This window comes from Streptomyces sp. NPDC051636, from assembly GCF_044453765.1.
GTDB lineage: Bacteria > Actinomycetota > Actinomycetes > Streptomycetales > Streptomycetaceae > Streptomyces.
Map to the genome: position 1 here is coordinate 13,929 of NZ_JBITDA010000031.1, position 25,552 is coordinate 39,480.

Consider the following 25,552-nt stretch of genomic DNA (forward strand, 5'->3'; position numbering starts at 1 on the left):
GTTCCTTCCCAGGGGCCGCGGCTGCGCTGTGGGGGGCGGGTGCAGGCCCCCGTATCGTTGAAAGCGTCCGTCGTCACCGGTCCAGAAAGGCCCTCGTCCCCATGGTGCAGATCAAGACCCCCGAGCAGATCGCCAAGATGCGTGCGGCGGGGCTGGTCGTCGCCGCGATCCACGCGGCCACCCGGGAGGCCGCGGTGCCCGGGGCGACCACCAAGGACCTGGACGAGGTCGCCCGCAAGGTGCTGGCCGAGCACAACGCCAAGCCGAACTTCCTCGGCTACGGCGGCTTCCCGGCGACGATCTGCACGTCCGTGAACGAGGTCGTCGTGCACGGCATCCCCTCCGACGAGGTCGTCCTCAAGGACGGGGACATCATCTCCATCGACTGCGGCGCGATCATCGACGGCTGGCACGGTGACGCGGCCTACACCGCCTTCGTCGGCTCCGGTCACGCCCCGGAGCTGATCGAGTTGTCCCGGGTGACCGAAGAGTCCATGTGGGCCGGCATCGCCGCGATGAAGCAGGGCAACCGGCTCGTCGACGTCTCCCGCGCGATCGAGACGTACATCCGCCGCCAGCCCAAGCCCGGCGGCGGCAAGTACGGGATCATCGAGGACTACGGCGGCCACGGCATCGGCACCGAGATGCACATGGACCCGCACCTGCTGAACTACGTCGACCGCCGCCGCGGCAAGGGCCCCAAGCTGGTCCCGGGCTTCTGCCTGGCCATCGAGCCGATGGTCTCCCTGGGCACGCCGAAGACAGAGGTCCTCTCGGACGACTGGACGGTCATCACCACGGACGGCACCTGGTCCTCCCACTGGGAACACTCCGTCGCCCTGACGGAACAGGGCCCGCTGGTGCTGACGGCCCCGGACGGCGGCAAGGCCAAGCTGGCCGAGTACGGGATCACGGCGGCGCCGGACCCCCTTGCATAAGGGCCGCATGATGATCTCCCGCTTGGGGCAGGCTCTCCCGATTCGTGTTTCCGGGTGCGCTGACGTAGACTGACTCGTCGGCTCTCGTGCATCCGCATGTCCGCATGCGCCCGCAAGGGAAGCAGGAGAGCCGATCAAGGTAGTCGATTCGAAGGGCGAAGCGTGGCCAAGAAGCAAGGTGCCATCGAGATCGAGGGCACTGTCGTCGAGTCTCTTCCGAACGCCATGTTCAAGGTCGAGCTCCAGAACGGCCACCAGGTCCTGGCACACATCAGCGGCAAGATGCGTATGCACTACATCCGCATCCTCCCTGACGACCGGGTCGTGGTGGAGCTGTCTCCGTACGACCTGACGCGTGGCCGGATCGTCTACCGGTACAAGTAGATCTTGCCCGCCGTCCCGGGCCTCCCGGGGTGATTGGCACTGACCCGGAGAACCTCACCCAATGAAGGTCAAGCCGAGCGTCAAGAAGATCTGCGACAAGTGCAGGGTGATCCGCCGTCACGGCCGGGTCATGGTCATCTGCGAGAACCCGCGCCACAAGCAGCGCCAGGGCTGACGCACGACCGAACCTCTGCATCCCGCAGAACTTCGCGCGACGCAAGCTGAATATGTTCATACGCAGGGCCCAGACGGACGAGTGATCCGCCTGACACCCCCGGTTCGGAGGCCGGGGACCCAGTTCGTACCTAGTACGGCGGCTGGGAGCCGGTCCTGTGGAAGACCTCCGAAGATCAACTGGAGCCATTGAATGGCACGCGTTTCCGGTGTTGACATCCCGCGCGACAAGCGCGTGGAGATCGCCCTCACCTACGTGTTCGGCATCGGCCGGACCCTTTCGCAGCAGACGCTGGCAGCTACCGGCGTCGACCCGAACACCCGCGTTCGCGACCTCTCCGAGGAGCAGCTCGTCGCGATCCGCGAGTACGTCGACAACAACATCAAGACCGAGGGTGACCTCCGTCGCGAGATCCAGGCCGACATCCGCCGCAAGGTCGAGATCGGCACGTACCAGGGTCTGCGTCACCGTCGCGGTCTGCCCGTCCGCGGTCAGCGCACCAGCACCAACGCCCGCACTCGCAAGGGCCCGCGTCGCGCCATCGCCGGCAAGAAGAAGCCGGGCAAGAAGTAGTCCGCAGCGGACGCCTGTCCACGGTCTTCGCTGTAGGACCGACCACCTCCCGTAGGAGTTATAGATGCCCCCCAAGGGTCGTCAGGGCGCTGCCAAGAAGGTGCGCCGCAAGGAAAAGAAGAACGTCGCTCACGGCCACGCGCACATCAAGAGCACGTTCAACAACACGATCGTCTCGATCACGGACCCGTCCGGCAACGTGATCTCCTGGGCCTCCGCCGGCCACGTCGGCTTCAAGGGTTCCCGGAAGTCCACGCCGTTCGCCGCGCAGATGGCCGCCGAGTCGGCCGCCCGCCGCGCCCAGGAGCACGGCATGCGCAAGGTCGACGTGTTCGTGAAGGGCCCGGGTTCCGGTCGTGAGACCGCGATCCGCTCCCTGCAGGCCACGGGCCTCGAGGTCGGCTCCATCCAGGACGTCACCCCGACGCCGCACAACGGCTGCCGTCCGCCGAAGCGCCGTCGCGTCTGACGCGTCGCCTTCGAGGCTGCGGTTTCCGGGCGGTACGGCTCTTTCGGGTCGTGCCGCCCGTACCCTTGCAGTACCCGCACTTTTCACGGGTGCGGTTTCCGTCGGACGTCAAATAGCGGGCGTCCACGAAAGAAGGATCTGATCCACACATGCTGATCGCTCAGCGTCCCTCGTTGACCGAAGAGGTCGTCGACGAGTTCCGCTCCCGGTTCGTGATCGAGCCGCTGGAGCCGGGCTTCGGCTACACCCTCGGCAACTCCCTCCGCCGCACCCTCCTGTCGTCGATCCCCGGTGCCGCTGTCACCAGCATCCGCATCGACGGCGTCCTGCACGAGTTCACCACCGTGCCGGGCGTCAAGGAGGACGTCACCGACCTGATCCTCAACATCAAGCAGCTGGTCGTGTCGTCCGAGCACGACGAGCCCGTGGTGATGTACCTGCGCAAGCAGGGCCCGGGTCTGGTCACCGCCGCCGACATCGCGCCGCCGGCCGGTGTCGAGGTGCACAACCCCGACCTCGTCCTCGCCACGCTCAACGGCAAGGGCAAGCTGGAGATGGAGCTGACGGTCGAGCGTGGCCGCGGTTACGTCTCCGCCGTGCAGAACAAGCAGGTGGGTCAGGAGATCGGCCGTATCCCGGTCGACTCGATCTACTCGCCGGTTCTCAAGGTCACGTACAAGGTCGAGGCCACGCGTGTCGAGCAGCGCACCGACTTCGACAAGCTGATCGTCGACGTCGAGACCAAGCAGGCCATGCGTCCCCGTGACGCCATGGCGTCGGCCGGTAAGACCCTGGTCGAGCTGTTCGGTCTGGCCCGCGAGCTCAACATCGACGCCGAGGGCATCGACATGGGCCCGTCCCCGACGGACGCCGCCCTTGCCGCCGATCTGGCGCTGCCGATCGAGGAGCTGGAGCTCACTGTTCGGTCGTACAACTGCCTCAAGCGTGAGGGCATCCACTCCGTGGGTGAGCTCGTCGCCCGCTCCGAGGCCGACCTGCTGGACATCCGCAACTTCGGTGCGAAGTCCATCGACGAGGTCAAGGCGAAGCTGGCCGGCATGGGCCTGGCCCTGAAGGACAGCCCGCCCGGATTCGACCCGACCGCCGCTGCCGACGCCTTCGGCGCCGACGACGACGCGGACGCGGGTTTCGTGGAGACCGAGCAGTACTGATCGGTACCACTTCCGGGGGTCTCGCAGAGGCCCCCGGATCTCCGACGGGCGACCGCCCGCTCGGATACTGACCCCGGTACCTGATACGGCCGGGGCAGACACCTAGGAGAAACACGATGCCGAAGCCCACCAAGGGTGCCCGTCTGGGCGGCAGTGCCGCGCACGAGAAGCTGCTCCTCGCGAACCTCGCGAAGTCGCTGTTCGAGCACGGCCGTATCACCACCACCGAGGCGAAGGCGCGCAAGCTGCGTCCGTACGCCGAGCGTCTGGTCACCAAGGCGAAGAAGGGCGACCTTCACAACCGCCGTCAGGTGCTCCAGGTCATCACGGACAAGAGCGTCGTCCACACGCTCTTCACCGAGATCGGCCCGCGCTACGAGAACCGTCCCGGTGGCTACACCCGCATCACCAAGATCGGTAACCGCCGTGGCGACAACGCGCCCATGGCTGTCATCGAGCTGGTCGAGGCGCTGACGGTGCAGCAGAAGGCCGTGGGTGAGGCCGAGGCCGCCACCAAGCGTGCGGTCAAGGAGGCCGACGAGGCCAAGGCGGAGGAGACCACCGAGGCTCCGGCCGAGGAGGCCGCCGCCGAGGAGTCGAAGGACGCCTGAGGCTCTGCCTGACGTAGGAAGCGGGTTCGCCCTTCGGGGCGGGCCCGCTTTCACGTTTTCTGAAAAGGATCTGCCCTGAGAGGATCCAGGGGTGAGTGACGAAGTACAGCCCGGTTACGTCCGTGTCCGCCTCGACCTGTCCTACGACGGGACCGACTTCTCCGGCTGGGCCAAGCAGGCCGGGGGCCGGCGGACCGTACAGGGCGAGATCGAGGACGCCCTGCGTACGGTCACGCGGTCCAGGGAGACGTACGAGCTGACCGTGGCCGGACGGACGGATGCCGGGGTGCACGCGCGCGGGCAGGTCGCGCATGTCGATCTGCCCAGGGAGGTCTGGGTCGAGCACCACGAGAAGCTGCTCAAGCGCCTTGCCGGGCGGCTGCCCAGGGACGTACGGGTGTGGGCGCTCAGGGAGGCGCCCAGCGGCTTCAACGCCCGCTTCTCCGCCGTCTGGCGCCGCTACGCCTACCGCGTCACCGACAACCCGGGCGGGGTCGACCCGCTGCTGCGGGGCCACGTCCTCTGGCACGACTGGCCGCTGGATGTCGACGTCATGAACGAGGCGGCGCGCGGGCTCCTCGGCGAGCACGACTTCGCCGCGTACTGCAAGAAGCGCGAGGGCGCGACCACCATCCGCACGCTCCAGGAGCTGCGGCTCGAAAAGGGCGACGACGGGATCATCACCGCCACCGTCCGCGCGGACGCCTTCTGCCACAACATGGTCCGCTCGCTCATCGGCGCGCTGCTGTTCGTGGGCGACGGGCACCGCCCGCCCCACTGGCCGCGGAAGGTGCTCGCGGCCGGGGTGCGGGACTCGGCGGTGCATGTCGTACGGCCGCACGGGCTGACGCTGGAGGAGGTCGGTTATCCCGCCGACGAGTTGCTGGCCGCGCGGAACAAAGAGGCGCGGAACAAGCGGTCGTTGCCCGGATCGCCCGGTTGCGAAGCCTGTTAGGCACCCCGCGTTTCGCCGCGGTCAGGCGCCATGTCGGGGTCGAGCACCTGCTCCTGGTGGTGCTGGGCCATGGACAGCGCCCGCGAGGCCTTCCCGCTGTTCGGCTACGCGGTGTCGGCCGAGGACGCGCTGCGCGGGGCGATATCGTCCTGCACCTGACCGAGTGGCCGCAGTTCCGCGCGATCGATCCGGAGCGGGCCGCGGCGCTGGTGAACCGGCCGAGGATCGTGGACGGCCGAGGGGTACTCGACGCGGACCGCTGGACGGCGGCGGGCCGGCGGTTCCGGGCGCCGGGCAGACCCGCGCCCCGAGGGGAGTGAGCATGACGGGATCTTGGAGCGACGTACTTGTCACCGTGGTGATGCCGACGTACAACGAGGCCGCGAACCTGCCGCGGATGGCCGAAGCGGTCCTCGGTCTGCCGCTGGACGGACTGCATCTGAAGATCGTCGACGACTCCAGTCCCGACGGCACCGGGCGGATCGCCGATGAGCTGGCGGAGAAGTACAACGGGGGCGGGACCGGCCGGTCCCGGATGAGCGTGCTGCACCGTACCGAGAAGGACGGTCTGGGCCGGGCCTACACAGCGGGCATGACCGCAGCGCTGGAGGAGGGCGCCGAGTACGTCGTCCAGATGGACGCCGACGGCAGCCACCCGGTGGAGACGGTGCCGCGCATGCTGGAGGCGGCCGTGACCTCCGGCGCGGGCCTGGTCGTCGGCAGCCGGTACGTCGAGGGCGGCTCGCTGGACGAGGACTGGGGCGCGCACCGGGTCCTGCTGTCCCGGTTCGCCAACCGCTACGCGCGCACGATCCTGGGCACCGACATCCACGACATCACGGCCGGCTTCAACCTGTGGTCGGCCGCCACGCTCCGTGACGTGGACCTCGCCTCCCTGGGCAGCGCGGGCTACAGCTTTCAGGTGGAGCTGAAGTACAAGGCGGTGCGGGCGGGTCACCGCGCCGTCGAGATCCCGATCCGCTTCGGGGAGCGTACGGAAGGTGTCTCGAAGATGACCCTGCGTACGCAGCTGGAGTCGGCGGTGGTGCCGATCCGGCTGCGCCTGAAGCGCCGGTAGCGGGCGCCGCCGGTTACTGGTTCGCCGCCGCGGAAGCCTGTGCCTCGCCCCGGCGGCGGATCTGCCGGAACGTGAACTCGGCCAGGTCGTCGCCGGTTCTGAAGACCTTGGTGTCCTTGGTGCCGACGTCCTTGCCGCTGGTGAAGCCGGCGATCGTGAAGTAGGCGTAGCGGCCGTAGGAGTTGGTCGTGGAGCGGCAGACCGCGGAGTTGCAGAACGGCTTGACTCCCTTGCCGGCCAGCGACTTCACGATGCTCTTCTTGTCGGCCTGGCCCTTGGCCTTGGTGGCCTTGGCCTCGGTGTCGAAGACGGCGACGCCGACGGTGACGGCGACACCGTCCTTGACGTAACTGACCCGCAGCAGCCGCGTACAGCCGTTGGCGGTGAGCACCTTGGGGAGTGTGCCGTCGGCGGCCGAGGCGCAGTTCGTGGTGTCGGCGGTGGGGCCCTTCTTGTACACCGTCTCGCCCATGGTGAGCTGGGTGCCCGGGAAGAGCGTCTCCGCGCTGAGCGGTGCCGTGTCCTTCTTCGCGCTGGCTATGAAGTCCTTCGGGTCCAGCGGCGGCGGGGCGCTGGTGGGCTCGAAGGACGGCGCCGGCGCGGCGGAATTGCTGGGCAGCGAGGCGCTCGCGGGCAGGTCGGACGGCTGGTCCGAGGCGTTGTTGTCCCCGTTCGCCGACACCACGGCCATGGCGACGGCGGCGCCGATGCCCACGGTGGCGAGCACGCCGCCGCCGATGAACAGCACTCTGCGCCGCTTGTTCCGCGTCTCCGAGGCCTCGGCGAGCGCGGCCCAGTCCGGGGTCTGGTCGCCGCTGCCGCTGTTCCAGGGCTGCTGCGAGTTCGGTTTCCAGGGATCCCACTGGGACTGGGGTCCCCCCTGCCCATAGCTCATGGGGCGCATCTTAGACGGGGGGCGGAGGATGCGGTGCGCCTCTACTAGGGCCGATAGGGGACCTTTCCCCGCAAGGTCGGGCACTTCCGTGACGGCCCCGGTGGCGAGGCGGCCTACACTGGACGTACGAACACGGCCGAGCCCAGCGGCAGCGCACCCGTTTTGACCCGGGCGTGGCGCCGCGGGTATCCTGCATGTTCGTTGTGTATTGGCTTGCTCATTCTCACGGGACGGGCCCTTACACCGGTCCACCGGGCCGATGACCAGCGACCCCACGTACGCGGTATGCGTCGCCGCCGTGCGGTCAAGGCTGTCGTGATCGTTTCGGTGACCTTGTCAGGACCATTCACTCGAAGCGAAGGCTACGAACCGTGCGTACGTACAGCCCCAAGCCCGGCGATGTGACGCGCCAGTGGCACGTCATCGACGCTCAGGACGTTGTCCTGGGCCGTCTCGCCTCCACCGCAGCGACCCTTCTCCGGGGCAAGCACAAGCCGATCTACGCGCCGCACGTCGACACCGGTGACTTCGTCATCATCATCAACGCCGACAAGGTGCACCTCTCCGGCAACAAGCGGACCCAGAAGATGGCCTACCGCCACTCCGGCTACCCGGGTGGTCTGCGCTCCGTCCGTTACGACGAGCTGCTGGACAAGAACCCCGAGAAGGCCATCGAGAAGGCCGTCAAGGGCATGCTCCCCAAGAACTCCCTGGGCCGTCAGATGCTCTCGAAGCTGAAGGTCTACAAGGGTGACCAGCACCCGCACGCTGCCCAGCAGCCGGTGCCGTTCGAGATCACCCAGGTCGCGCAGTAAGTCCGGCCACCCCCTAAGACTGAAGAGAATCTGAGGAGAATCGTGGCCGAGACCACTGCCGAGCAGCCGCTCGAAGAGCTTGACATCGACAGCTACACCACCGAGTCCGAGGTCCCCGTCGAGGGTGAGTACACCTCGGAGTCCATGGCCTCCCGCTTCGGCGAGCCCCAGCCGGCCGCCGGCCTGGGCCGCCGCAAGAACGCCATCGCCCGCGTCCGGATCGTGCCGGGCACCGGCAAGTGGAAGATCAACGGTCGCACCCTCGAGGACTACTTCCCGAACAAGGTGCACCAGCAGGAAGTCAACGAGCCCTTCAAGGTGCTCGAGCTCGAGGGCCGTTACGACGTCATCGCCCGCATCGCCGGTGGCGGTGTCTCCGGTCAGGCCGGTGCGCTCCGTCTCGGTGTCGCCCGCGCGCTGAACGAGGCCGACGTCGACAACAACCGCGGCCCGCTGAAGAAGGCCGGCTTCCTCAAGCGCGACGACCGTGCGGTCGAGCGCAAGAAGGCCGGTCTGAAGAAGGCCCGCAAGGCCCCGCAGTACAGCAAGCGCTAGTCACCGCTGCCTGCTCGTACTCCGAACGCCCCGGCGGCACGCCACTGTGCCGCCGGGGCGTTCGTTTATCCCAGTGCAAGGGCGTATAACGACACAAGACGCTCAAAGGCTTGTGTGATCGGATGCCAAGGCCTTCGAAACTGATGCTTCCTCAGGAGGACAAGTGGGACGACTCTTCGGCACGGACGGCGTGCGCGGTGTCGCCAACGCGGATCTGACGGCCGAGATGGCGCTCGGTCTCTCCGTCGCGGCGGCGCACGTGCTGGCCGAGGCGGGCACCTTCGAGGGCCACAGGCCGAAGGCGGTGGTCGGACGGGACCCGCGCGCGTCCGGGGAGTTCCTGGAGGCCGCCGTGGTCGCCGGCCTCGCGAGCGCGGGCGTGGACGTACTGCGGGTCGGCGTGCTGCCGACGCCCGCCGTGGCGTACCTCACCGGCGCGCTCGGCGCCGACCTCGGCGTCATGCTCTCCGCCAGCCACAACGCCATGCCCGACAACGGCATCAAGTTCTTTGCCCGCGGTGGCCACAAGCTCGCCGACGAGCTGGAGGACAGGATCGAGGCCGTGTACGAGGGACACCGGCACGGTGAGCCCTGGGAGCGCCCGACCGGCTCCGGCGTCGGTCGCGTACGGTCGTACGACGAGGGCTTCGACCAGTACGCCGATCACCTGCTGTCAGTCCTCCCGAACCGCCTCGACGGTCTGAAGATCGTCCTGGACGAGGCGCACGGCGCGGCCGCCCGGGTCTCGCCCGAGGTCTTCGCGCGCGCGGGTGCCGAGGTCGTCACCATCGGCGCCGAGCCGGACGGCCTCAACATCAACGCCGGCTGCGGCTCCACCCACCTCGGCGAACTCAAGGCCGCCGTCGTGGAGCACGGCGCCCACCTCGGCATCGCGCACGACGGCGACGCCGACCGCTGCCTCGCCGTGGACCACACCGGCGACGAGGTGGACGGCGACCAGATCCTGGCCGTGCTCGCGCTGGCGATGCGGGAGCGTTCCGCACTGCGCTCCGACACCGTCGTCGCGACCGTGATGTCGAATCTGGGCTTCAAGCTGGCCATGGAGCGCGAGGGCATCCACCTCCTGCAGACCGCCGTCGGCGACCGGTACGTCCTGGAGGAGATGAAGGAGCACGACTACGCCCTCGGCGGCGAGCAGTCCGGCCACGTCATCATCCTCGACCACGCCACCACCGGCGACGGCACGCTGACCGGCCTGCTGCTCGCCGCCCGCGTCGCCCAGACGGGCCGTACGCTGCGGGACCTCGCCTCCGTCATGCAGCGCCTCCCGCAGGTGCTGATCAATGTGCCGGATGTCGACAAGTCGCGGGTGAAGACCTCCGCGGACCTGGCCGCCGCCGTCACCGAGGCCGAGCGGGAGCTGGGGTCGACCGGCCGGGTGCTGCTGAGGCCGTCCGGCACCGAGCCGCTGGTGCGCGTGATGGTCGAGGCCGCCGACATCGACCAGGCCCGCTCGGTCGCCGGCCGGCTCGCGGACGCCGTGAAGTCGGCGCTCGGATAGGGCCTGTCCGGTGGATCACGGCGCAGGGAACCGAGGGTGCCCGATCAGTGCTGGTGAGCGGGCGAATGGGGGTACCCCCCGCGAGCTGGTTCGGGCGTGGGGGAGTCGGCGACCGACGACAACGCCGGTGGGGGCACCGCCCGCTCGACCCAAGCCGAGCGTGCAGGAGGGCGTGCGAAGCCCCGCGTCTGCGGCATGACCCGCCGGACAGGCCCTCAGCCCACCGTACGCGTGCGCTCACGCTGCCTGCTCCAGAACCACTTCTGGGCGAGCAGTGTGAGCGTCCCGGCGAGGATGATGCCGAGCAGGTTCAGCAGCAGCTGCTCCGAGGAACGCCCGGCCTGGGTGGCGTCGCCGTAGATCAGTGCCACGGCCGCGTTGGCGGCGGCCGGCACGGTCGTCACGGAGATGGCGACCCCGACCAGCGCGCCGGACTTGGCGGACGTCAGGGACAGCGTGCCGGCGGCCCCGGCGAGGACGGCCACGACGAACGAGAACCAGTCCGGGGCGTAGATGAACCCGGTGTTGGGCCGTTCGGCCTCCAGCTGCGCCTTGCTGAACAGGCCGACGGCGTCCATGAACAGACTGAACGCCGAGGTCAGCACCATGGCCGCCGCGAACCCGACCAGCAGCGCGACCAGCGAGCGCAGTGCCAGCCGCGGCGCCCGCCGTACCACCGCGGTGCAGATACCGGCCAGCGGCCCGAACTCCGGCCCCACCGCCATCGCGCCCACGATCAGGATCGCGTTGTCGAGCACCACACCGCAGGCCGCGATCATCGTGGCGAGGGTGATGAAGGCGACGTAGGTGACCGACAGCGTCGACTCCTCGTGCGTCGCGTCGGTCAGGTGCTCCCACAGCACCGCGTCCGCGCCCTCGCCCGGCGCGTCCGCCTCGGCCTTGTCGGCCCGCTTGGACAGCGACAGGTCGATGTTCTCCACGGCGATGGAGCCGCTGCTGTCGATGCCCAGCCGCTGCAGCCCGGTCAGGAGCTCGTCACCCGCCTCCCGGGCGACGTCGCACATCACGATGTCCCCGGCCGGGTTGCGGGCGGCGCCCGGGACGACGGCGAGATGCGTGGTGCCGACCGTCTTCTCGATCAGGCGCACCACCTCGTCCGTCTTGTCGGACGGTGTGATCAGACGCAGATGCAGCATGCCCGCAGGGTAGCGGTCACAGTTTCCGCAGCCTCAGCCGCTGCACCTTGTGGTCCGGGCCCTTGCGGAGGATGAGGGTGGCGCGGCCCCGGGTAGGGGCGATGTTCTCCACCAGGTTGGGCTTGTTGATGGTCCGCCACAGCGTCCGCGCGTAGTCGAGTGCCTCCTCCTCGGACACCTGCGTGTACTTGCGGAAGTACGAGGACGGGTTCTGGAAGGCTGTCTCGCGCAGCTTCCGGAAGCGGCTGAGGTACCAGTGCTCGATGTCCTCGCCGCTCGCGTCGACGTACACGCTGAAGTCGAAGTAGTCGGCCAGGCCGACCCGGGTACGGCCGTCCTTGCCCGGCAGGGCGGGCTGGAGGACGTTGAGCCCCTCGACGATCAGGATGTCGGGCCGGCGGACCGTGAGCCGCTGGTCGGCGACGATGTCGTAGATGAGGTGGGAGTAGACGGGAGCCGTCACCTCGTCCTTCCCCGCCTTGATGTCGGCGACGAACCGGGTGAGCGCCCGGCGGTCGTACGACTCGGGGAAACCCTTCCGCGACATCAGCCCGCGGGCCTGAAGCTCCTTGGTGGGCAGCAGGAAGCCGTCCGTCGTCACCAGCTCGACGCGCGGATGCTCGGGCCAGCGGGACAGCAGGGCCTGGAGGAGGCGGGCCACGGTGGACTTGCCGACGGCGACCGAGCCCGCCACCCCTATGACGAACGGGGTGCCGGACTGGGACCCCTTCTCGCCGAGGAACGTGTTCAGCGCCGCCCGGAGCCCGTCGGTGGCGCCGACGTAGAGGTTGAGGAGCCGGGACAGCGGGAGGTAGATGTCCCGCACCTCGTCGAGGTCGATGACATCGCCGAGGCCGCGCAGCTTCTCGACCTCGGCGGCGGTGAGCGGCAGCGGCGTCTTGTCGCGCAGCGCGCTCCACTCGGCGCGGGTGAGGTCGACGTAGGGAGTCGCCTCCGGCCTGTGCCGGTGGGCGCTCCGGGGCATCGGGGAGACCGGAGAGATCACATTCCATTGTTAACGGAGTTTGAACGGGGTGGCGGGTGGGGTCGGTCACGCCCAGCCACGGCTCCAGCGACGCTCTGCCTGAAAGATGTCGTACGACGGTGGGAATGGTGCTGGGAATTTCCGAATTCGGGCACGCGGAGAGCGTTTACGGTGGGCTGTCGCCCGTAGGCTGCCGCCCATGTGCGGAATCGTGGGATACGTGGGGTCGCAGTCGGCACTGGAGGTCGTCATGGCCGGGCTGAAGCGGCTGGAGTACCGGGGGTACGACTCGGCGGGCGTCGCCGTGCCGGCCGATGGCGGCCTGGCCGCCGCGAAGAGGGCCGGGAAGCTGGTCAACCTGGAGAAGGAACTGGTCGACCGGCCGCTCCCGACGGGTTCGACCGGCATCGGTCACACCCGCTGGGCCACGCACGGCGGTCCGACGGACGCCAACGCGCACCCTCATCTCGACAACGCGGGCCGGGTGGCCGTCGTCCACAACGGGATCATCGAGAACTTCGCGGCGCTGCGCGCGGAACTGGCGGAGCGGGGGCATGAGCTCGGGTCGGAGACCGACACCGAGGTGGTCGCCCACCTGCTCGCCGAGGAGTTCTCCTCGTGCGCGGACCTGGCGGAGGCGATGCGGCTGGTGTGCCGGCGCCTTGAGGGGGCGTTCACCCTGGTCGCGGTGCACGCGGACGAGCCGGACGTGGTCGTGGGCGCGCGGCGCAACTCCCCGCTCGTGGTGGGCGTCGGAGAGGGGGAGGCCTTTCTCGCCTCGGACGTCGCCGCGTTCATCGCCCACACGCGGTCGGCGATCGAGCTGGGTCAGGACCAGGTGGTGGAGCTGCGCCGGGACGGCGTGACGGTGACCGGCTTCGACGGCCGTCCCGCGGACGTCCGCTCCTACCACATCGACTGGGACGCGTCGGCCGCGGAAAAGGGTGGCTATGACTACTTCATGCTCAAGGAGATCGCCGAGCAGCCCAAGGCGGTCGCCGACACGCTCCTGGGCCGCATCGACGCGGCCGGCTCACTGAGCCTGGACGAGGTGCGGATCTCCGCCTCCGAACTGCGCGAGGTGGACAAGGTCGTCATCGTCGCGTGCGGTACGGCCTTCCACGCCGGGATGATCGCCAAGTACGCCATCGAGCACTGGACCCGCATCCCGTGCGAGGTGGAGCTGGCCAGCGAGTTCCGCTACCGGGACCCGATCCTGGACGCGCAGACCGTGGTGATCGCCATCTCCCAGTCCGGCGAGACCATGGACACCCTGATGGCCCTCCGCCACGCCCGCGAGCAGGGCTCCAAGGTACTGGCCATCTGCAACACCAACGGCTCGACGATTCCCCGGGAGTCGGACGCGGTGCTGTACACGCATGCCGGGCCGGAGGTCGCGGTGGCGTCGACCAAGGCGTTCCTGACGCAGCTGGTCGCCTGTTATCTGGTCGCGCTGTATCTCGGCCAGGTGCGGGGCACCAAGTGGGGCGACGAGATCGCCGCCGTGATCCGGGACCTGTCGCAGATCTCCGGTGAGGTCGAGCGGGTCCTGCGGACCATGGAGCCGGTACGGGCGCTGGCGCGGTCCCTGGCGTCCAAGGACACGGTGCTGTTCCTCGGGCGGCATGTCGGGTATCCGGTCGCCCTCGAGGGTGCCCTGAAGCTCAAGGAGCTGGCGTACATGCACGCCGAGGGCTTCGCGGCGGGTGAGCTGAAGCACGGGCCGATCGCGCTGATCGAGGAGGACCTGCCGGTGGTGGTCGTCGTGCCGTCACCGCGCGGGCGGTCGGTCCTCCACGACAAGATCGTGTCCAACATCCAGGAGATCCGGGCCAGGGGTGCGCGGACGATCGTGATCGCGGAGGAGGGGGACGAGGCGGTGGTTCCGTACGCGGACCACCTGATCCGGATTCCGGCGACTCCGACGCTGCTGCAGCCGCTCGTTGCCACTGTGCCTCTGCAGGTCTTCGCTTGTGAGCTTGCCACAGCTCGGGGGAACGAGGTGGATCAGCCCCGGAACCTGGCGAAGTCGGTGACGGTGGAGTGAGGGGGAGTTCGCTGCCGCGACGCACTCGTTGCCATCGTCGGGGCCTGAGCGGGACGACTTCCGCCAGTTGTCCACCGGGTGCCTCACAGCTCTCCCGTCAGCCTGTCGGGACGCGAGTCGGCTGCGGTGCGGCGTACCGAGGGGCCGGCTGCCCTGCGTTGGCGGCGGCCGGCCAGAAACGGCAGCCGGGGCAGGCTGGTGTGGTGTGAGCCTGCCGCCGCTTGTGGGGCGGCCCCCACGCCCACCGGCACAACCAACGCCGAGCGCAGCCGACCCGCCCGTCCCCATAGGCTGCCCCGCATGAGCATCATCGGGGTCGGTGTCGACGTAGCCGAGATCGACCGGTTCCGGGCGTCCTTGGACCGCACGCCTGGGCTGGCCGACCGTCTCTTCGTCGCGAGCGAGTTGTTGTTGCCCAGTGGGGAGCGCCGGGGCATCGCCTCCCTTGCCGCGCGCTTCGCGGCGAAGGAGGCCATCGCCAAGGCCCTCGGCGCGCCGCCCGGGCTGCACTGGACGGACGCGGAGGTGTACGTCGAGGACAATGGGCAGCCGCGTCTCCGGGTGAGGGGGACGGTGGCGGCACGGGCGGCTGAACTCGGGGTGCGGTCCTGGCATGTGTCGCTCAGTCACGACGCGGGAATCGCCTCGGCCGTGGTGATCGCGGAAGGGTGACGTTCTTCAGGAGACCGCGTCCGCTGTCGCGCGTACCGCCGGGAGCAGGGCGGCGAGGCGCTCCAGTTGGTCGTGTTGGGAGCGCAGGCCCACGGCGCCCGGGCGGGCCACGATGTGCATTGCCCGAGCTGTGCGCCGAACTCGCCGCCCGCGTCCCGGAGCTGGAGCCGTCCGCCGGGCAGCTCGGTTTCGCCGTGCCGCTCCGGTTGCGGTCCTCCCACGGTGAGCTGCACCTGATGACGACCGTGACGACCTTCGCCACCGCCGTCGATGTGACCCTCTCGGAACTGAAGCTGGAGGCCTTCCTGCCCGCCGACGCGGCGACGGCCGATGCCGTCTCGGCCGCCGCCGGCCTGTGGCCCGCCGTGCCGGGGGCCGGTCAGGCTACCGGGAATCCCGGGACCATGTAGTCGGTCTCGATCCGGTCCTCGCCGTCGAGTACGAGGACGACGAGACGCCGCCCCGCGTGTTCCCGGTGTCCGTCTCCACCGTCTCCCAGCGGAACGTGAGCACGTCCCGCAGGCGTACGGCGCCGGGCCACGGGCGGAAGGTGAACCCGGCCTGCTTCCCGAACCGCTCGTCACCGCGTGCCACACGGGTCTCGACGGCGTCGTGGCCCCGCGCCCCCAGGGCCGTGCGGTCGGAGCCGAGCCCGGCGGCGACCTGCCCGATCTCCAGGGGAGGGTGAAGGACGAGGGAACCGTCCTCGGCCCGGAGCCGCTCGATGGCGGCGCGGCGCGCGGTGGCGTCCGGCTCGTTCCCACCGGGCGGGGCAACGGCCGGCGAGTTCCTGCGGTCGGTCCAGTTGCTGCCGGGGCGTGGCCCGGGTGTGACCCCGGCCCTGTTCGGGGCAGACTCGACCGCATGCGTACCGCGTACAGCGTAGAAACGGTCAGGACAGCCGAGCGCGAGCTCATGGCGCGGCTCCCGGACGGCGCCCTCATGCAGCGTGCCGCCGCCGGACTCGCCGCCGCCTGTGCGGACTTGCTCGGGCGGGTGTACGGGCGCCGGGTCGTGCTCCTCGTCGGCAGCGGGGACAACGGCGGGGACGCGCTGTATGCCGGCGCCCGCCTGGCCCGGCGCGGCGCCGGGGTCGCCGCCGTCCTGCTGGCCCCCGACCGCGCTCACCCCGGCGGTCTCGCGGCCCTGCGTCGCGCGGGCGGTACCGTCACCCGTCCCGGCGGCGTAGCCGGGGATCTCATCGACCGGGCCGATCTCGTCGTCGACGGCATCGTCGGGATCGGGGGGAAGGGCGGCCTGCGCCCCGACGCCGCGTCGCTCGCGGAGCGGGCGGCTGCCTCCCGTGCCGCCGTCGTCGCCGTGGACCTGCCGAGCGGGGTCGAGGCCGACACCGGTGAGGTGCGCGGCGCCGCGATCCGCGCCGACCTCACCGTCACCTTCGGCACGCACAAGCCGGGGCTGCTCATCGACCCCGCCCGCGCGTACGCCGGCACGGTCCGCCTCGTCGACATCGGCCTCGACCTGCCCGCCCAGCCCGATGTCCAAGCGCTTCAACACGCCGACGTGGCCGGGCTGCTGCCCCTGCCCGCCGCCGAGAGCGACAAGTACCGGCGGGGTGTCGTCGGCATCGCGGCCGGCTCCGCGCGCTACCCGGGCGCCGCCGTCCTCGCGGTGTCGGGCGCGCTGCGGGGCGGGGCCGGAGCCGTGCGCTACGTCGGGCCCGCCGGGCACGCCGTCATCGCGCGCTTCCCCGAGACCCTCGTCTCGGACCAGGGGCCGCACAAGGCGGGGCGGGTGCAGGCGTGGGTGGTCGGGCCCGGTGCCGGGGACGACGCGGCCACCGTCGCCGAGGTGCTGGAGACGGACGTGCCGGTGCTGATCGACGCGGACGGGCTGCGGCTCGCCGACCGGGACGCCGTGCGCGCCCGTACCGCGCCCACCCTGATGACTCCGCACGCCGGAGAAGCCGCCGCGCTGCTCGGCGTGGCGCGCGAGGAGGTCGAAGGGGCACGCCTGGAGTCCGTACGGAAGTTGGCGCTTCTGTACGGGGCGACCGTGCTGCTGAAGGGGTCGACCACGCTGGTCGCGGACGCGGGCGGCGTGGCCGTACGGGTGAACGCCACGGGTACGCCCTGGCTGGCCACGGCCGGGAGCGGGGATGTGCTGTCGGGCCTGGCGGGGTCGCTGCTGGCGGCCGGGCTCCCGGCGTTGGACGCGGGGAGCGTGGCGGCGTATCTGCACGGCCTGGCCGGGCGGTACGCGGCGGACGGGGCGCCGGTGGGGGCGCATGACGTGGCGGCGGCGATTCCGGAGGCCTGGCGGGACGTACGGCACTGAAACGCCGGCACCGGAGTCCACCCCTCGGGTGACCTCCCCGCGCGGCTGCCCCGATTCGCACCGGGCCCGGGTTTGGCTGATCGTGTGATCAGCAGACGTATGGCCGGCGGACGTAGACGCATCGCTCACCGCGGTATGACGCGCAGGCCGCGGGGCGTGTTGAAGAAGGGCGGCCGGGTATTCGTGTGGGGCCGCGGGCCCGGTTCGTAGGCCGTGCGAAGGGCCTGCGCCCAGGGGCTGTCGGGGGCCTCTGAGACACTGGGGGCGCGATGACTGAAAGACCACCTGTGCCGACCGCGCCCCTGCGCGCCCGCGCCGAGATCGACCTGGCCGCCCTGCGGGCCAACGTGCGGGCCCTGCGCGCCCGCGCGCCCGAGGCGGCCCTGATGGCCGTGGTGAAGTCCGACGGGTACGGCCACGGGGCGGTGCCGTGCGCCCGCGCGGCCGTCGAGGCGGGGGCGAGCTGGCTCGGCACCGCCACGCCCGAGGAGGCCCTCGCGCTGCGCGCGGCCGGGCTGCCGGGGCGGATCCTGTGCTGGCTGTGGACGCCGGGCGGGCCGTGGCGGGAGGCGATCGAGGCCGACCTCGACGTGTCGGTCAGCGCGATGTGGGCCCTGCGGGAGGTCGTTGAGGCCGCCCGGCAGGCCGGCCGGCCCGCGCGCGTGCAGCTCAAGGCCGACACCGGGCTCGGGCGAGGCGGCTGCCAGCCCGGGCCGGACTGGGCCGAACTCGTCGCTCAGGCGCTGCGCGCCGAACGCGAGGGGCTGGTGCGGATCACCGGTCTGTGGTCGCACTTCGCCTGCGCCGACGAGCCGGGGCATCCCTCGATCGACGCCCAGCTCGTCCGCTTCCGGGAGATGCTGGCGTACGCGGAGGAGCGGGGCGTGCGCCCCGAGGTGCGGCACATCGCCAACTCCCCGGCCACGCTCACCCTGCCGGAGACCCACTTCGACCTCGTCCGGACGGGGATCGCCCTGTACGGGGTGTCGCCGAGCGTGGAGATCGGCCACCCGGCCGACTTCGGCCTGCGCCCGGTGATGACGCTCTCGGCGTCGCTGGCGCTGGTGAAGCACGTGCCGGGCGGCCACGGGGTCAGTTACGGGCATCACTACGTCACCCCGGGCGAGACGACCCTCGGCCTGGTGCCGGTCGGCTACGCGGACGGCATCCCCCGGCACGCCTCCGGCAGCGGCCCTGTCCTGGTCGGCGGCAAGTGGCGTACGGTCGCCGGGCGGGTCGCGATGGACCAGTTCGTCGTCGACCTCGGGGGAGACGAGCTCGAGCCGGGCGCGGAAGCCGTGCTGTTCGGGCCCGGCGACCGGGGCGAGCCCACCGCCGAGGACTGGGCGCAGGCCTCCGGCACGATCGCGTACGAAATCGTCACGCGGATCGGAACGCGCGTTCCTCGCGTCTATGTGAACGGGGAACAGGTCCGGCAGGACGGGTAACCCGCACGGAGGACCCGGCCGCGACGCGGCCCGGTGGCACCTGTGACGGCAGCAGCATTCTGATGAGGAGCGGTACGTGAGCGAGAGCAGTGCGGAGGTCGTCGCGGACGTGGCGGACGTCGCCGCCGCGGCCGTCGCCGCATCCGCCGCCGGGGCGGCCGGAGGCTGGCGCAGGGCGACCGGCCTCGCCGGTGCCGCGATAGGCGTGCTGGCCGCGGGCGCGGCCGCCGGCGTCGCCATCGAGCGGATGACCGTGGGCCGGGGGATGCGCAGGAAGGCCCGGCTGGCGCTGGACTCGGCGGGACCGTACGGGGCGCTGCGCGGCACCCCGGGCAAGGCGTACGCCGACGACGGCACCGAGCTGTACTACGAGGTCGACGACGTCGAGCCCGACGCCGGCGGCCCGAACCTCTCCCCGCGCCGCCGCCGTCTCTTCGGCCGCAAGGCGCCCGCCCCGGTCACCGTCGTCTTCAGCCACGGCTACTGCCTCAGCCAGGACTCCTGGCACTTCCAGCGGGCCGCCCTGCGCGGGGTCGTGCGGACGGTGCACTGGGACCAGCGCAGCCACGGGCGGTCCGGGCGGGGTGTGGGCCAGGTGCAGGACGGGGTGCCCCTCACCATCGACCAGCTCGGCCGCGACCTGAAGGCCGTGATCGACGCGGCCGCGCCCGACGGGCCGATCGTGCTGGTCGGCCACTCCATGGGCGGGATGACGGTGATGGCCCTGGCCGCCCAGTACCCGGAGCTGATCCGGGACCGGGTGGTCGCCACCGCCTTCGTCGGTACGTCCTCGGGGCGGCTCGGCGAGGTCAACTTCGGGCTGCCCGTCGCCGGCGTCAACGCGGTGCGCCGGGTCCTCCCCGGAGTACTGAAGGCGCTCGGGCAGCAGGCGGCGCTGGTGGAGAAGGGGCGGCGGGCCACCGCGGACCTGTTCGCCGGGATCATCAAGCGGTACTCGTTCGCCGGCCGGGACGTGGACCCGGCGGTCGCGCGCTTCGCGGAGCGGATGATCGAGTCCACGCCGATCGACGTGGTCGCCGAGTTCTACCCGGCCTTCACCGACCACGACAAGACCGAGGCCCTCGCCCTCTTCCGGGACATGCCGGTGCTCGTGCTGGCCGGGGTCCAGGACCTCGTCACGCCCAGCGAGCACAGCGAGGCCATCGCCGACCTGCTGCCCGAGGCGGAACTGGTCCTCGTACCGGACGCCGGGCACCTGGTCGTCCTGGAACACCCGGAGGTGGTCACCGACCGCCTCGCCGACCTGCTCACCCGCGCGGGTGCCGTGCCCGCAGGGGCTACCGTAAGTGGCTATGGAAGCACCAGCAGCACCGCACAACCCCGCTGAGACGCAGCTGACCGTCACCTCCCCGGAGCAGATGCGCGAGCTGGGCCGCCGCCTGGCCAAGCTGCTGCGCGCGGGCGACCTGGTGATGCTCACCGGGGAGCTCGGCGCGGGCAAGACGACGCTCGCCCGCGGACTGGGCGAGGGGCTCGGCGTGCGCGGCGCGGTCACCTCGCCGACCTTTGTGATCGCCCGCGTCCACCCGTCGCTGGGCGACGGCCCGCCGCTCGTCCACGTCGACGCCTACCGGCTGTCCGGCGGGCTGGACGAGATGGAGGACCTCGACCTGGACGTCTCGCTGCCCGACTCGGTGATCGTCGTGGAGTGGGGCGAGGGCAAGGTCGAGGAGCTGACCGAGGACCGGTTGCAGGTCGTCATCCACCGGGCCGTCGGGGACACCACGGACGAGGTGCGGCACGTGACGCTGACCGGGGTGGGGGAGCGGTGGGCGGCCGTGGATCTGGAGGCGCTGGCGGCCTGAGGGGCGCCGGTCCTTTCCGACAAGCCGTCGGCAACATGTTGCGCCGGACCTGGCAGCCGTGATGACATGGTATCCACTCCGTAGTTAGGTCTGCCTAACTACGCCCGCCCCCGCACTTCAGGAGGCGCCCATGTCCGCTTCTCAGCCCACGGTGCCGCCGCGGCCGCCCGTGTCCACCGGGGTGTCCATGCGTGACCTGCTGGCGTCGTGCGCGGCGGCGGAGGCGATCTCCCGGCCGCCTCGCGAGCCGGAGCCGAGCACGCCGGCGCGGACATCCCGGGGCGCGCGTCCGCAGGCCGCCTGAGGCAGGCGCTACCGGATCACGATGACCGGTACCCCGATCGTCGCGAACCTCCACATGGCGTCCCCGTCCGCCCGCGTCTCCCGGATGCCGCCCGTCCGCACCGTCGGGTCGGGCGTCGTGACCGTGCTCGTGTTCAGTGCGGCGCTGAAGCCGATGGCGACCCCGTCCACGCTGGTGAAGCGCACGACGTGCTCGATGGGGGTGCCGTCGGTGCCGGTGACCGCGTTCGAGCGGGACGTGACGACGTACGCGCCCGGGAGCGGGTCGACGCTGCCGGGTCGCACCGTGAAGGTGCGCAGTACCCGGTTGTGCCCGCTGACCAGCCAGACCCGGTCGTCGTCCACCGAGTACACGACCCGTTCACCCGATCCGGAGGTGCTGGGCAGCGCGGCGGGATTCCTCCTGTCCCGCGGTGCCTTGGCCGTGAGTGACGCGTTCGCCCGGGGCTTGCCGCCGAGGCCGGCGGGGACGGTGGCCTGGGCCTGGTAGGCGAGGAAGCCGACCGCCGCGACGGCCGCCGCGGTGAGCCCGGCCACGATCGACGAGCTGGTCCCTGCCACGTGTGCCCACCTCTGTCTCGCGTCATTTGTCGTACTTCGTACAGACGGTAGCAGTCGGTGATCGTCCCCCCGGGACGGCCGCCACGCACGCGCGGGAGCCGTAGGCTGTTCGCGTGCTCTTGCTCGCTCTGGATACCGCCACCCCCGCCGTCACCGTCGCGCTGCACGACGGTACGGCCGTCATCGCCTCCTCGAGCCAGGTGGACGCGCGCCGGCACGGCGAGCTGCTGCTGCCGGCCGTCGACCGTGTGCTCGCCGAGGCCGGGCTGAAGCTCGACGCCGTCACCGGGATCGCCGTCGGCATCGGGCCCGGCCCCTACACCGGGCTGCGCGTCGGGCTGATGACCGCCGACACCTTCGGGCTCGCGCTCGGCGTGCCCGTACACGGCCTGTGCACGCTCGACGCTCTCGCCTACGCGGCCGACATCGAGAAAGGCCCCTTCGTCGTGGCGACCGACGCCCGCCGCAAGGAGGTCTACTGGGCGACGTACGCCGACTCCCGCACCCGGCTGACCGACCCCGCCGTCGACCGGCCCGCCGACATCGCCGAGCGGGTGGCCGGGCTGCCGGCCGTCGGCGCGGGCGCGCTGCTCTACCCCGACACCTTCCCGCAGGCGCACGAACCCGAGCACGTCTCCGCCGCCGCCCTCGCCTCGCTGGCCGCCGAGAAGCTGGCCGCGGGCGAGGAACTCCCGGCGCCCCGGCCGCTGTACCTGCGCCGCCCCGACGCCCAGGTCCCCAAGAACTACAAGGTGGTCACCCCCAAGTGACCGAACCCGCAACCCCCCGACTGCGCGAGATGCGCTGGTGGGACATCGACTCCGTGCTGGAGCTGGAGAAGGACCTCTTTCCCGAGGACGCATGGTCGCGGGGCATGTTCTGGTCGGAGCTGGCCCACTCCCGGGGCCCCGAGGCGACCCGGCGGTACGTCGTGGCCGAGGAGGGCGGCCGGGTCGTCGGGTACGCGGGCCTGGCCGCGCAGGGAGAGCTGGCCGACGTCCAGACCATCGCGGTCGCCCGCGACCACCAGGGCACCGGGCTGGGCGGCCGGCTGCTGGCCGAGCTGCTGCGCGCGGCTACCGCCTTCGAGTGCGCCGAGGTCATGCTGGAGTGCAGGGTGGACAACGTCCGCGCCCAGAAGCTGTACGAGCGCTTCGGCTTCGAACCCATCGGCTTCAGACGCGGCTACTACCAGCCGGGCAACGTGGACGCCCTGGTCATGCGCCTGACCACGCAATCCGACAGCGGCTCCGCCGCGGGTTCCACCTCCGAACAAGGAACAGAGAGCAATGGCTGACGAACCCCTGGTCCTGGGGATCGAGACCTCCTGCGACGAGACCGGCGTCGGCGTCGTCCGCGGCACCACGCTGCTGGCGGACGCCATCGCCTCCAGCGTCGACGAGCACGCCCGCTTCGGCGGGGTGGTGCCCGAGGTCGCCTCCCGGGCCCACCTGGAGGCGATGGTGCCCACCATCGACCGCGCGCTGAAGGAGGCGGGCGTCTCCGCGAGGGACCTGGACGGCATCGCGGTGACGGCGGGTCCCGGGCTCGCGGGCGCCCTGCTGGTCGGCGTCTCGGCGGCGAAGGCGTACGCCTACGCCCTCGGCAAGCCCCTCTACGGGGTGAACCACCTCGCCTCCCACATCTGCGTGGACCAGCTGGAGCACGGCCCGCTGCCGGAGCCGACGATGGCGCTGCTGGTGTCCGGCGGCCACTCCTCCCTGCTGCTGTCCTCGGACATCACCGCGGACGTACGCCCGATGGGCGCGACCATCGACGACGCGGCCGGCGAGGCCTTCGACAAGATCGCCCGCGTGCTGAACCTGGGCTTCCCGGGCGGCCCGGTCATCGACCGGTACGCGAAGGAGGGCGACCCGGAGGCCATCGCCTTCCCGCGCGGCCTGACCGGCCCGCGCGACCCGGCGTACGACTTCTCCTTCTCCGGCCTCAAGACGGCCGTGGCCCGCTGGATCGAGGCCCGGCGGGCGGCCGGCGAGGAGGTTCCGGTGCGGGACGTCGCCGCCTCCTTCCAGGAGGCCGTGGTGGACGTGCTGACCCGCAAGGCCGTACGGGCCTGCAAGGACGAGGGCGTCGACCACCTGATGATCGGCGGCGGCGTGGCCGCCAACTCCCGGCTGCGCGCCCTCGCCCAGGACCGCTGCGAGGCGGCCGGCATCCGGCTGCGCGTCCCGCGCCCCAAACTGTGCACGGACAACGGCGCGATGGTGGCCGCGCTGGGCGCCGAGATGGTGGCGCGGGGGCGTTCCGCGTCCAGCTGGGACCTGTCGGCGGACTCCTCCCTGCCGGTGACGGACCCGCACGTCCCCGGGCACGACCACGTCCACGAGGTCAGCAAGGAGAACCTGTACCCGTGACGGTCGCCCTGATGTGGGAGGCCCGGGCGGCGGCGGGCCGTGGCGAGGAACTGCTGGCCTGGGCCCGGGCGCAGGAGCTGCCGCGCCGGCCCCTGCGCCGGGAGACCTTCCGGGCCCCGCAGGACCGCGTCCTCGTCATCACGTGGTGGGACGCGGGGTACGACGCCGAGCTGCCCGAGCTCCCGGAGCCGGACGGCGAGCTGGTCACGCGGGCGGTGCACAGGTGGCGGTTCGAATCGGTGGGTGAGCAGGCCTGAGGTGCGTCGGGTTCCGCCCTCCACAACTATCACTTGCTCCCCAGCGTCCGCGGCGACCTGCTCGCGCCGCCTGGGCCGTACGACACAGGCGCGCGCGGAGTTCGAACGGGCGGCGGGGCCGGCGCGGAACGAGCGGGAGCGGGAGTTGCTGTCGCGGCGGGCGAGGGAAGTGGCTGAGGCGCAGCCGGAATCCGGGCCTACGTGATCGTCGCCGACTTCGCGAGCAGGTGTCACCCCGAGGGATGGCCGATCAGCATCGTCGGCGCGCCCGCGACCCGAGTGAGGAACACCGTGGCCGAGTTGGGTCCCTGAGGCCTGACCTTCCTCCGCAACTCCTCCGGTTCCACCGCCGACCCCCGCTTCTTCACCGTCAGGATGCCGACCTCGCGCTCCCTCAGCAGGGCCTTCAACCGCTTGACGTTGAAGGGGAGCTGATCGGTGATCTCGTAGGCGGAGGCGTAGGCGGTCGCCCGCAGCTCGTCCGCCGTGACGTACGCGATGGTCGCGTCCAGCAGCCCGCCGTTGACCTCCTCCGCGACCTCGGCCACCAGATGCGCCCGGATGACGGCGCCGTCGGGCTCGTACAAGTACCGCCCCACGGGCCGGACTCCGGGATCCGGCAGCCCGCGCGAGAGAAGTGACCGCGGCCCTGGCAGCAGGGTGGCCCGCACCGCCCCCGGCTGCCCGGTCCCGAACCACAGCACCGCCTCCTTCACGTCCCCGCCGTCGGAGATCCACTCCGCCTCGGCCCGCGCGGGAACCGCCTCGTGCGGAATGCCGGGCGCGATCTTCAGGGCGGCCACGCGGGAGGCGGAGGCCACCTCCACCGCCCAGGACAGGGGCGGAGAGTACGCCTCGGGGTCGAAGATCCGCCCGCGGCCGCCCCGCCGGGCGGGGTCGACGAACACCGCGTCGTACCCGGCGGTCTCCACCTCCGTGACATCCGCTTCCCGCACCTCGATGAGCCCCGCCAGCCCCAGCGCCTCCGCGTTCGCCCGGGCCACCGCCGCCGTCAGCGGGTCGCGGTCCACGGCGAGCACGCGGATGCCGGCGCGGGCCAGCGCGATCGCGTCGCCGCCGATGCCGCAGCACAGGTCGGCGACGGAGGTCACCCCGAGGTCCTTGAGCCGGCCGGCCCGGTAGGTCGCCACGCTGGTCCGGGTCGACTGCTCGACCCCGTGGGGCGTGAAGAACATCCGCTCCGCGTCCTCGGCCCCGAACTTCGCCGTCGCCCGCTGCCGCAGCAGGGCCTGGCCGAGGGCGGCCGAGACCAGGTCGGCGGGGTGGTCGCGGCGCAGACGGGTGGCGACGGCGAGTTCGTCGGCCGGGGCCGTGCCGCGCACCTCGTCGAGGAGGGCGCGGCCCTCGGGGGTGAGCAGGGAGCGGAAGGGGAGCAGGTCGTTCACCGGGTCATTGTGGGCCAGTCGGTGGATGGTGCGCCTCCGGCGGCGGTGTCACGCCCGGTCCGGGGCCGGGGCTCT

General features: G+C 71.2%; 28 protein-coding genes and 3 pseudogenes. 26 read left to right on the forward strand and 5 right to left on the reverse strand.

What is annotated here, in order from left to right; genetic code table 11:
• Positions 1–101: 101 nt before the first annotated feature.
• From map to ACIBBH_RS36000, 10 genes and pseudogenes are all read left to right on the forward strand, one after another.
• A complete protein-coding gene (map, locus tag ACIBBH_RS35955) occupies positions 102–938 on the forward strand; it encodes a type I methionyl aminopeptidase (protein WP_399412064.1) in 837 nt (278 codons plus the stop codon).
• 162 nt (positions 939–1,100) lie between these two features.
• Positions 1,101–1,322 carry a translation initiation factor IF-1 gene (infA, locus tag ACIBBH_RS35960; protein WP_003948620.1) on the forward strand — a complete coding sequence of 74 codons (222 nt, stop codon included), beginning with the start codon at positions 1,101–1,103 and terminating at the stop codon, positions 1,320–1,322.
• A 61-nt stretch (positions 1,323–1,383) separates the two neighbouring features.
• Positions 1,384–1,497 carry a 50S ribosomal protein L36 gene (rpmJ, locus tag ACIBBH_RS35965; protein WP_003998809.1) on the forward strand — a complete coding sequence of 38 codons (114 nt, stop codon included), beginning with the start codon at positions 1,384–1,386 and terminating at the stop codon, positions 1,495–1,497.
• Between the two features lie 192 nt (positions 1,498–1,689).
• Positions 1,690–2,070 carry a 30S ribosomal protein S13 gene (rpsM, locus tag ACIBBH_RS35970; protein ID WP_010036675.1) on the forward strand — a complete coding sequence of 127 codons (381 nt, stop codon included), beginning with the start codon at positions 1,690–1,692 and terminating at the stop codon, positions 2,068–2,070.
• Between the two features lie 64 nt (positions 2,071–2,134).
• Positions 2,135–2,539: a 30S ribosomal protein S11 gene (gene rpsK / locus ACIBBH_RS35975; protein WP_003956432.1), complete on the forward strand. Its 405-nt coding sequence runs from the start codon at positions 2,135–2,137 to the stop codon at positions 2,537–2,539.
• Positions 2,540–2,688: 149 nt separating this feature from the next.
• Complete coding sequence (locus ACIBBH_RS35980; protein ID WP_003966937.1) at positions 2,689–3,711, forward strand: DNA-directed RNA polymerase subunit alpha; 1,023 nt, start codon at positions 2,689–2,691, stop codon at positions 3,709–3,711.
• A gap of 116 nt (positions 3,712–3,827) precedes the next feature.
• A complete protein-coding gene (gene rplQ / locus ACIBBH_RS35985; RefSeq protein ID WP_399412066.1) occupies positions 3,828–4,322 on the forward strand; it encodes a 50S ribosomal protein L17 in 495 nt (164 codons plus the stop codon).
• A 91-nt stretch (positions 4,323–4,413) separates the two neighbouring features.
• Entirely contained in the window at positions 4,414–5,277 is an 864-nt protein-coding gene (truA, locus tag ACIBBH_RS35990; RefSeq protein ID WP_399412068.1) for a tRNA pseudouridine(38-40) synthase TruA, read from the forward strand.
• A gap of 66 nt (positions 5,278–5,343) precedes the next feature.
• A pseudogene (locus ACIBBH_RS35995) lies at positions 5,344–5,597 on the forward strand (UDP binding domain-containing protein); the annotation flags it as partial.
• Positions 5,598–5,599: 2 nt separating this feature from the next.
• A complete protein-coding gene (locus tag ACIBBH_RS36000; RefSeq protein WP_399412070.1) occupies positions 5,600–6,355 on the forward strand; it encodes a polyprenol monophosphomannose synthase in 756 nt (251 codons plus the stop codon).
• A gap of 13 nt (positions 6,356–6,368) precedes the next feature.
• Here ACIBBH_RS36000 and ACIBBH_RS36005 read toward each other — a convergent pair whose 3' ends face one another.
• Positions 6,369–7,250 (reverse strand): hypothetical protein, encoded by an 882-nt coding sequence (locus tag ACIBBH_RS36005; RefSeq protein WP_399412072.1) that lies wholly within the window; start codon positions 7,248–7,250, stop codon positions 6,369–6,371.
• A gap of 371 nt (positions 7,251–7,621) precedes the next feature.
• Here ACIBBH_RS36005 and rplM point away from each other — a divergent pair, with 371 nt between their 5' ends.
• The 3 genes from rplM (at position 7,622) to glmM (ending at position 10,142) form a co-directional block, all read left to right on the forward strand.
• A complete protein-coding gene (rplM, locus tag ACIBBH_RS36010) occupies positions 7,622–8,065 on the forward strand; it encodes a 50S ribosomal protein L13 (protein WP_399412074.1) in 444 nt (147 codons plus the stop codon).
• Between the two features lie 42 nt (positions 8,066–8,107).
• Positions 8,108–8,620, forward strand: coding sequence for a 30S ribosomal protein S9 (rpsI, locus tag ACIBBH_RS36015; RefSeq protein WP_004927169.1), 513 nt, complete (start codon positions 8,108–8,110; stop codon positions 8,618–8,620).
• Between the two features lie 163 nt (positions 8,621–8,783).
• Positions 8,784–10,142, forward strand: a complete 1,359-nt coding sequence (glmM, locus tag ACIBBH_RS36020) for a phosphoglucosamine mutase (RefSeq protein WP_399412076.1) — start codon at positions 8,784–8,786, stop codon at positions 10,140–10,142.
• A gap of 215 nt (positions 10,143–10,357) precedes the next feature.
• On the opposite strand, the gene ACIBBH_RS36025 is transcribed toward glmM, so the two are convergent.
• Both ACIBBH_RS36025 and coaA read right to left on the reverse strand, forming a co-directional pair.
• Positions 10,358–11,299: a DUF389 domain-containing protein gene (locus ACIBBH_RS36025; protein WP_399412078.1), complete on the reverse strand. Its 942-nt coding sequence runs from the start codon at positions 11,297–11,299 to the stop codon at positions 10,358–10,360.
• A gap of 16 nt (positions 11,300–11,315) precedes the next feature.
• The gene (gene coaA, locus ACIBBH_RS36030) at positions 11,316–12,284 is read right to left on the reverse strand and encodes a type I pantothenate kinase (protein ID WP_399412080.1); all 969 of its coding nucleotides are present in this window, start codon (positions 12,282–12,284) and stop codon (positions 11,316–11,318) included.
• A gap of 199 nt (positions 12,285–12,483) precedes the next feature.
• On the opposite strand from coaA, the gene glmS reads away from it, so the two are divergent.
• The 8 genes and pseudogenes from glmS to ACIBBH_RS36070 all read left to right on the forward strand — a co-directional run bounded on the left by glmS (position 12,484) and on the right by ACIBBH_RS36070 (position 20,879).
• Positions 12,484–14,331: a glutamine--fructose-6-phosphate transaminase (isomerizing) gene (gene glmS, locus ACIBBH_RS36035; RefSeq protein ID WP_399412082.1), complete on the forward strand. Its 1,848-nt coding sequence runs from the start codon at positions 12,484–12,486 to the stop codon at positions 14,329–14,331.
• Positions 14,332–14,631: 300 nt separating this feature from the next.
• Entirely contained in the window at positions 14,632–15,003 is a 372-nt protein-coding gene (locus ACIBBH_RS36040) for a holo-ACP synthase (protein WP_399412084.1), read from the forward strand.
• Positions 15,004–15,122: 119 nt separating this feature from the next.
• Positions 15,123–15,413, forward strand: a pseudogene (locus tag ACIBBH_RS36045) (transcriptional regulator); the annotation flags it as partial.
• A gap of 454 nt (positions 15,414–15,867) precedes the next feature.
• On the forward strand, positions 15,868–17,301 hold the full coding sequence (locus ACIBBH_RS36050) for an NAD(P)H-hydrate dehydratase (RefSeq protein WP_399412086.1): 1,434 nt from the start codon (positions 15,868–15,870) through the stop codon (positions 17,299–17,301).
• Positions 17,302–17,570: 269 nt separating this feature from the next.
• Positions 17,571–18,749 (forward strand): alanine racemase, encoded by a 1,179-nt coding sequence (gene alr, locus ACIBBH_RS36055; protein WP_399412088.1) that lies wholly within the window; start codon positions 17,571–17,573, stop codon positions 18,747–18,749.
• Positions 18,750–18,825: 76 nt separating this feature from the next.
• Complete coding sequence (locus ACIBBH_RS36060; protein WP_399412090.1) at positions 18,826–20,097, forward strand: alpha/beta fold hydrolase; 1,272 nt, start codon at positions 18,826–18,828, stop codon at positions 20,095–20,097.
• Positions 20,063–20,575, forward strand: coding sequence for a tRNA (adenosine(37)-N6)-threonylcarbamoyltransferase complex ATPase subunit type 1 TsaE (gene tsaE / locus ACIBBH_RS36065; protein WP_399412093.1), 513 nt, complete (start codon positions 20,063–20,065; stop codon positions 20,573–20,575). Before ACIBBH_RS36060 ends, tsaE begins: the two co-directional genes overlap by 35 nt.
• Positions 20,576–20,705: 130 nt before the next feature.
• Entirely contained in the window at positions 20,706–20,879 is a 174-nt protein-coding gene (locus ACIBBH_RS36070; protein WP_399412095.1) for a hypothetical protein, read from the forward strand.
• A gap of 8 nt (positions 20,880–20,887) precedes the next feature.
• Here ACIBBH_RS36070 and ACIBBH_RS36075 read toward each other — a convergent pair whose 3' ends face one another.
• Positions 20,888–21,439, reverse strand: coding sequence for a hypothetical protein (locus ACIBBH_RS36075; RefSeq protein ID WP_399412097.1), 552 nt, complete (start codon positions 21,437–21,439; stop codon positions 20,888–20,890).
• Positions 21,440–21,552: 113 nt separating this feature from the next.
• Between ACIBBH_RS36075 and tsaB the strand changes: the two genes are divergently transcribed.
• The 5 genes and pseudogenes from tsaB to ACIBBH_RS36100 form a co-directional block, all read left to right on the forward strand.
• The gene (tsaB, locus tag ACIBBH_RS36080; protein ID WP_399412099.1) at positions 21,553–22,209 is read left to right on the forward strand and encodes a tRNA (adenosine(37)-N6)-threonylcarbamoyltransferase complex dimerization subunit type 1 TsaB; all 657 of its coding nucleotides are present in this window, start codon (positions 21,553–21,555) and stop codon (positions 22,207–22,209) included.
• Positions 22,206–22,736 (forward strand): ribosomal protein S18-alanine N-acetyltransferase, encoded by a 531-nt coding sequence (rimI, locus tag ACIBBH_RS36085; RefSeq protein ID WP_399412101.1) that lies wholly within the window; start codon positions 22,206–22,208, stop codon positions 22,734–22,736. Before tsaB ends, rimI begins: the two co-directional genes overlap by 4 nt.
• Positions 22,729–23,814: a tRNA (adenosine(37)-N6)-threonylcarbamoyltransferase complex transferase subunit TsaD gene (gene tsaD / locus ACIBBH_RS36090; protein ID WP_399412104.1), complete on the forward strand. Its 1,086-nt coding sequence runs from the start codon at positions 22,729–22,731 to the stop codon at positions 23,812–23,814. Before rimI ends, tsaD begins: the two co-directional genes overlap by 8 nt.
• On the forward strand, positions 23,811–24,071 hold the full coding sequence (locus ACIBBH_RS36095; RefSeq protein ID WP_399412106.1) for a hypothetical protein: 261 nt from the start codon (positions 23,811–23,813) through the stop codon (positions 24,069–24,071). The genes tsaD and ACIBBH_RS36095 overlap by 4 nt, the downstream gene beginning before the upstream one ends.
• Positions 24,072–24,086: 15 nt before the next feature.
• Positions 24,087–24,276: pseudogene (locus ACIBBH_RS36100) on the forward strand (hypothetical protein); the annotation flags it as partial.
• Positions 24,277–24,301: 25 nt separating this feature from the next.
• Here the strand turns inward: ACIBBH_RS36100 and ACIBBH_RS36105 are convergent.
• Complete coding sequence (locus tag ACIBBH_RS36105; RefSeq protein WP_399412108.1) at positions 24,302–25,477, reverse strand: methyltransferase domain-containing protein; 1,176 nt, start codon at positions 25,475–25,477, stop codon at positions 24,302–24,304.
• Positions 25,478–25,552: the final 75 nt, after the last annotated feature.

What these genes read in the sequence shown, in the direction of transcription:
- ACIBBH_RS35980 (WP_003966937.1), top strand. Translation starts at nt 2,689, where the DNA reads ATGCTGATCGCTCAGCGTCCCTCGTTGACCGAAGAGGTCGTCGACGAG.
- alr (WP_399412088.1), top strand. Translation starts at nt 17,571, where the DNA reads ATGACTGAAAGACCACCTGTGCCGACCGCGCCCCTGCGCGCCCGCGCC.
- ACIBBH_RS36040 (WP_399412084.1), top strand. Translation starts at nt 14,632, where the DNA reads ATGAGCATCATCGGGGTCGGTGTCGACGTAGCCGAGATCGACCGGTTC.
- rplQ (WP_399412066.1), top strand. Translation starts at nt 3,828, where the DNA reads ATGCCGAAGCCCACCAAGGGTGCCCGTCTGGGCGGCAGTGCCGCGCAC.
- tsaE (WP_399412093.1), top strand. Translation starts at nt 20,063, where the DNA reads ATGGAAGCACCAGCAGCACCGCACAACCCCGCTGAGACGCAGCTGACC.
- ACIBBH_RS36025 (WP_399412078.1), bottom strand. Translation starts at nt 11,299, where the DNA reads ATGCTGCATCTGCGTCTGATCACACCGTCCGACAAGACGGACGAGGTG.
- ACIBBH_RS36005 (WP_399412072.1), bottom strand. Translation starts at nt 7,250, where the DNA reads ATGAGCTATGGGCAGGGGGGACCCCAGTCCCAGTGGGATCCCTGGAAA.
- ACIBBH_RS36000 (WP_399412070.1), top strand. Translation starts at nt 5,600, where the DNA reads ATGACGGGATCTTGGAGCGACGTACTTGTCACCGTGGTGATGCCGACG.
- rpsK (WP_003956432.1), top strand. Translation starts at nt 2,135, where the DNA reads ATGCCCCCCAAGGGTCGTCAGGGCGCTGCCAAGAAGGTGCGCCGCAAG.
- ACIBBH_RS36070 (WP_399412095.1), top strand. Translation starts at nt 20,706, where the DNA reads ATGTCCGCTTCTCAGCCCACGGTGCCGCCGCGGCCGCCCGTGTCCACC.
- map (WP_399412064.1), top strand. Translation starts at nt 102, where the DNA reads ATGGTGCAGATCAAGACCCCCGAGCAGATCGCCAAGATGCGTGCGGCG.
- rpsM (WP_010036675.1), top strand. Translation starts at nt 1,690, where the DNA reads ATGGCACGCGTTTCCGGTGTTGACATCCCGCGCGACAAGCGCGTGGAG.
- coaA (WP_399412080.1), bottom strand. Translation starts at nt 12,284, where the DNA reads ATGCCCCGGAGCGCCCACCGGCACAGGCCGGAGGCGACTCCCTACGTC.
- rpmJ (WP_003998809.1), top strand. Translation starts at nt 1,384, where the DNA reads ATGAAGGTCAAGCCGAGCGTCAAGAAGATCTGCGACAAGTGCAGGGTG.
- ACIBBH_RS36050 (WP_399412086.1), top strand. Translation starts at nt 15,868, where the DNA reads ATGCGTACCGCGTACAGCGTAGAAACGGTCAGGACAGCCGAGCGCGAG.
- glmS (WP_399412082.1), top strand. Translation starts at nt 12,484, where the DNA reads ATGTGCGGAATCGTGGGATACGTGGGGTCGCAGTCGGCACTGGAGGTC.
- tsaD (WP_399412104.1), top strand. Translation starts at nt 22,729, where the DNA reads ATGGCTGACGAACCCCTGGTCCTGGGGATCGAGACCTCCTGCGACGAG.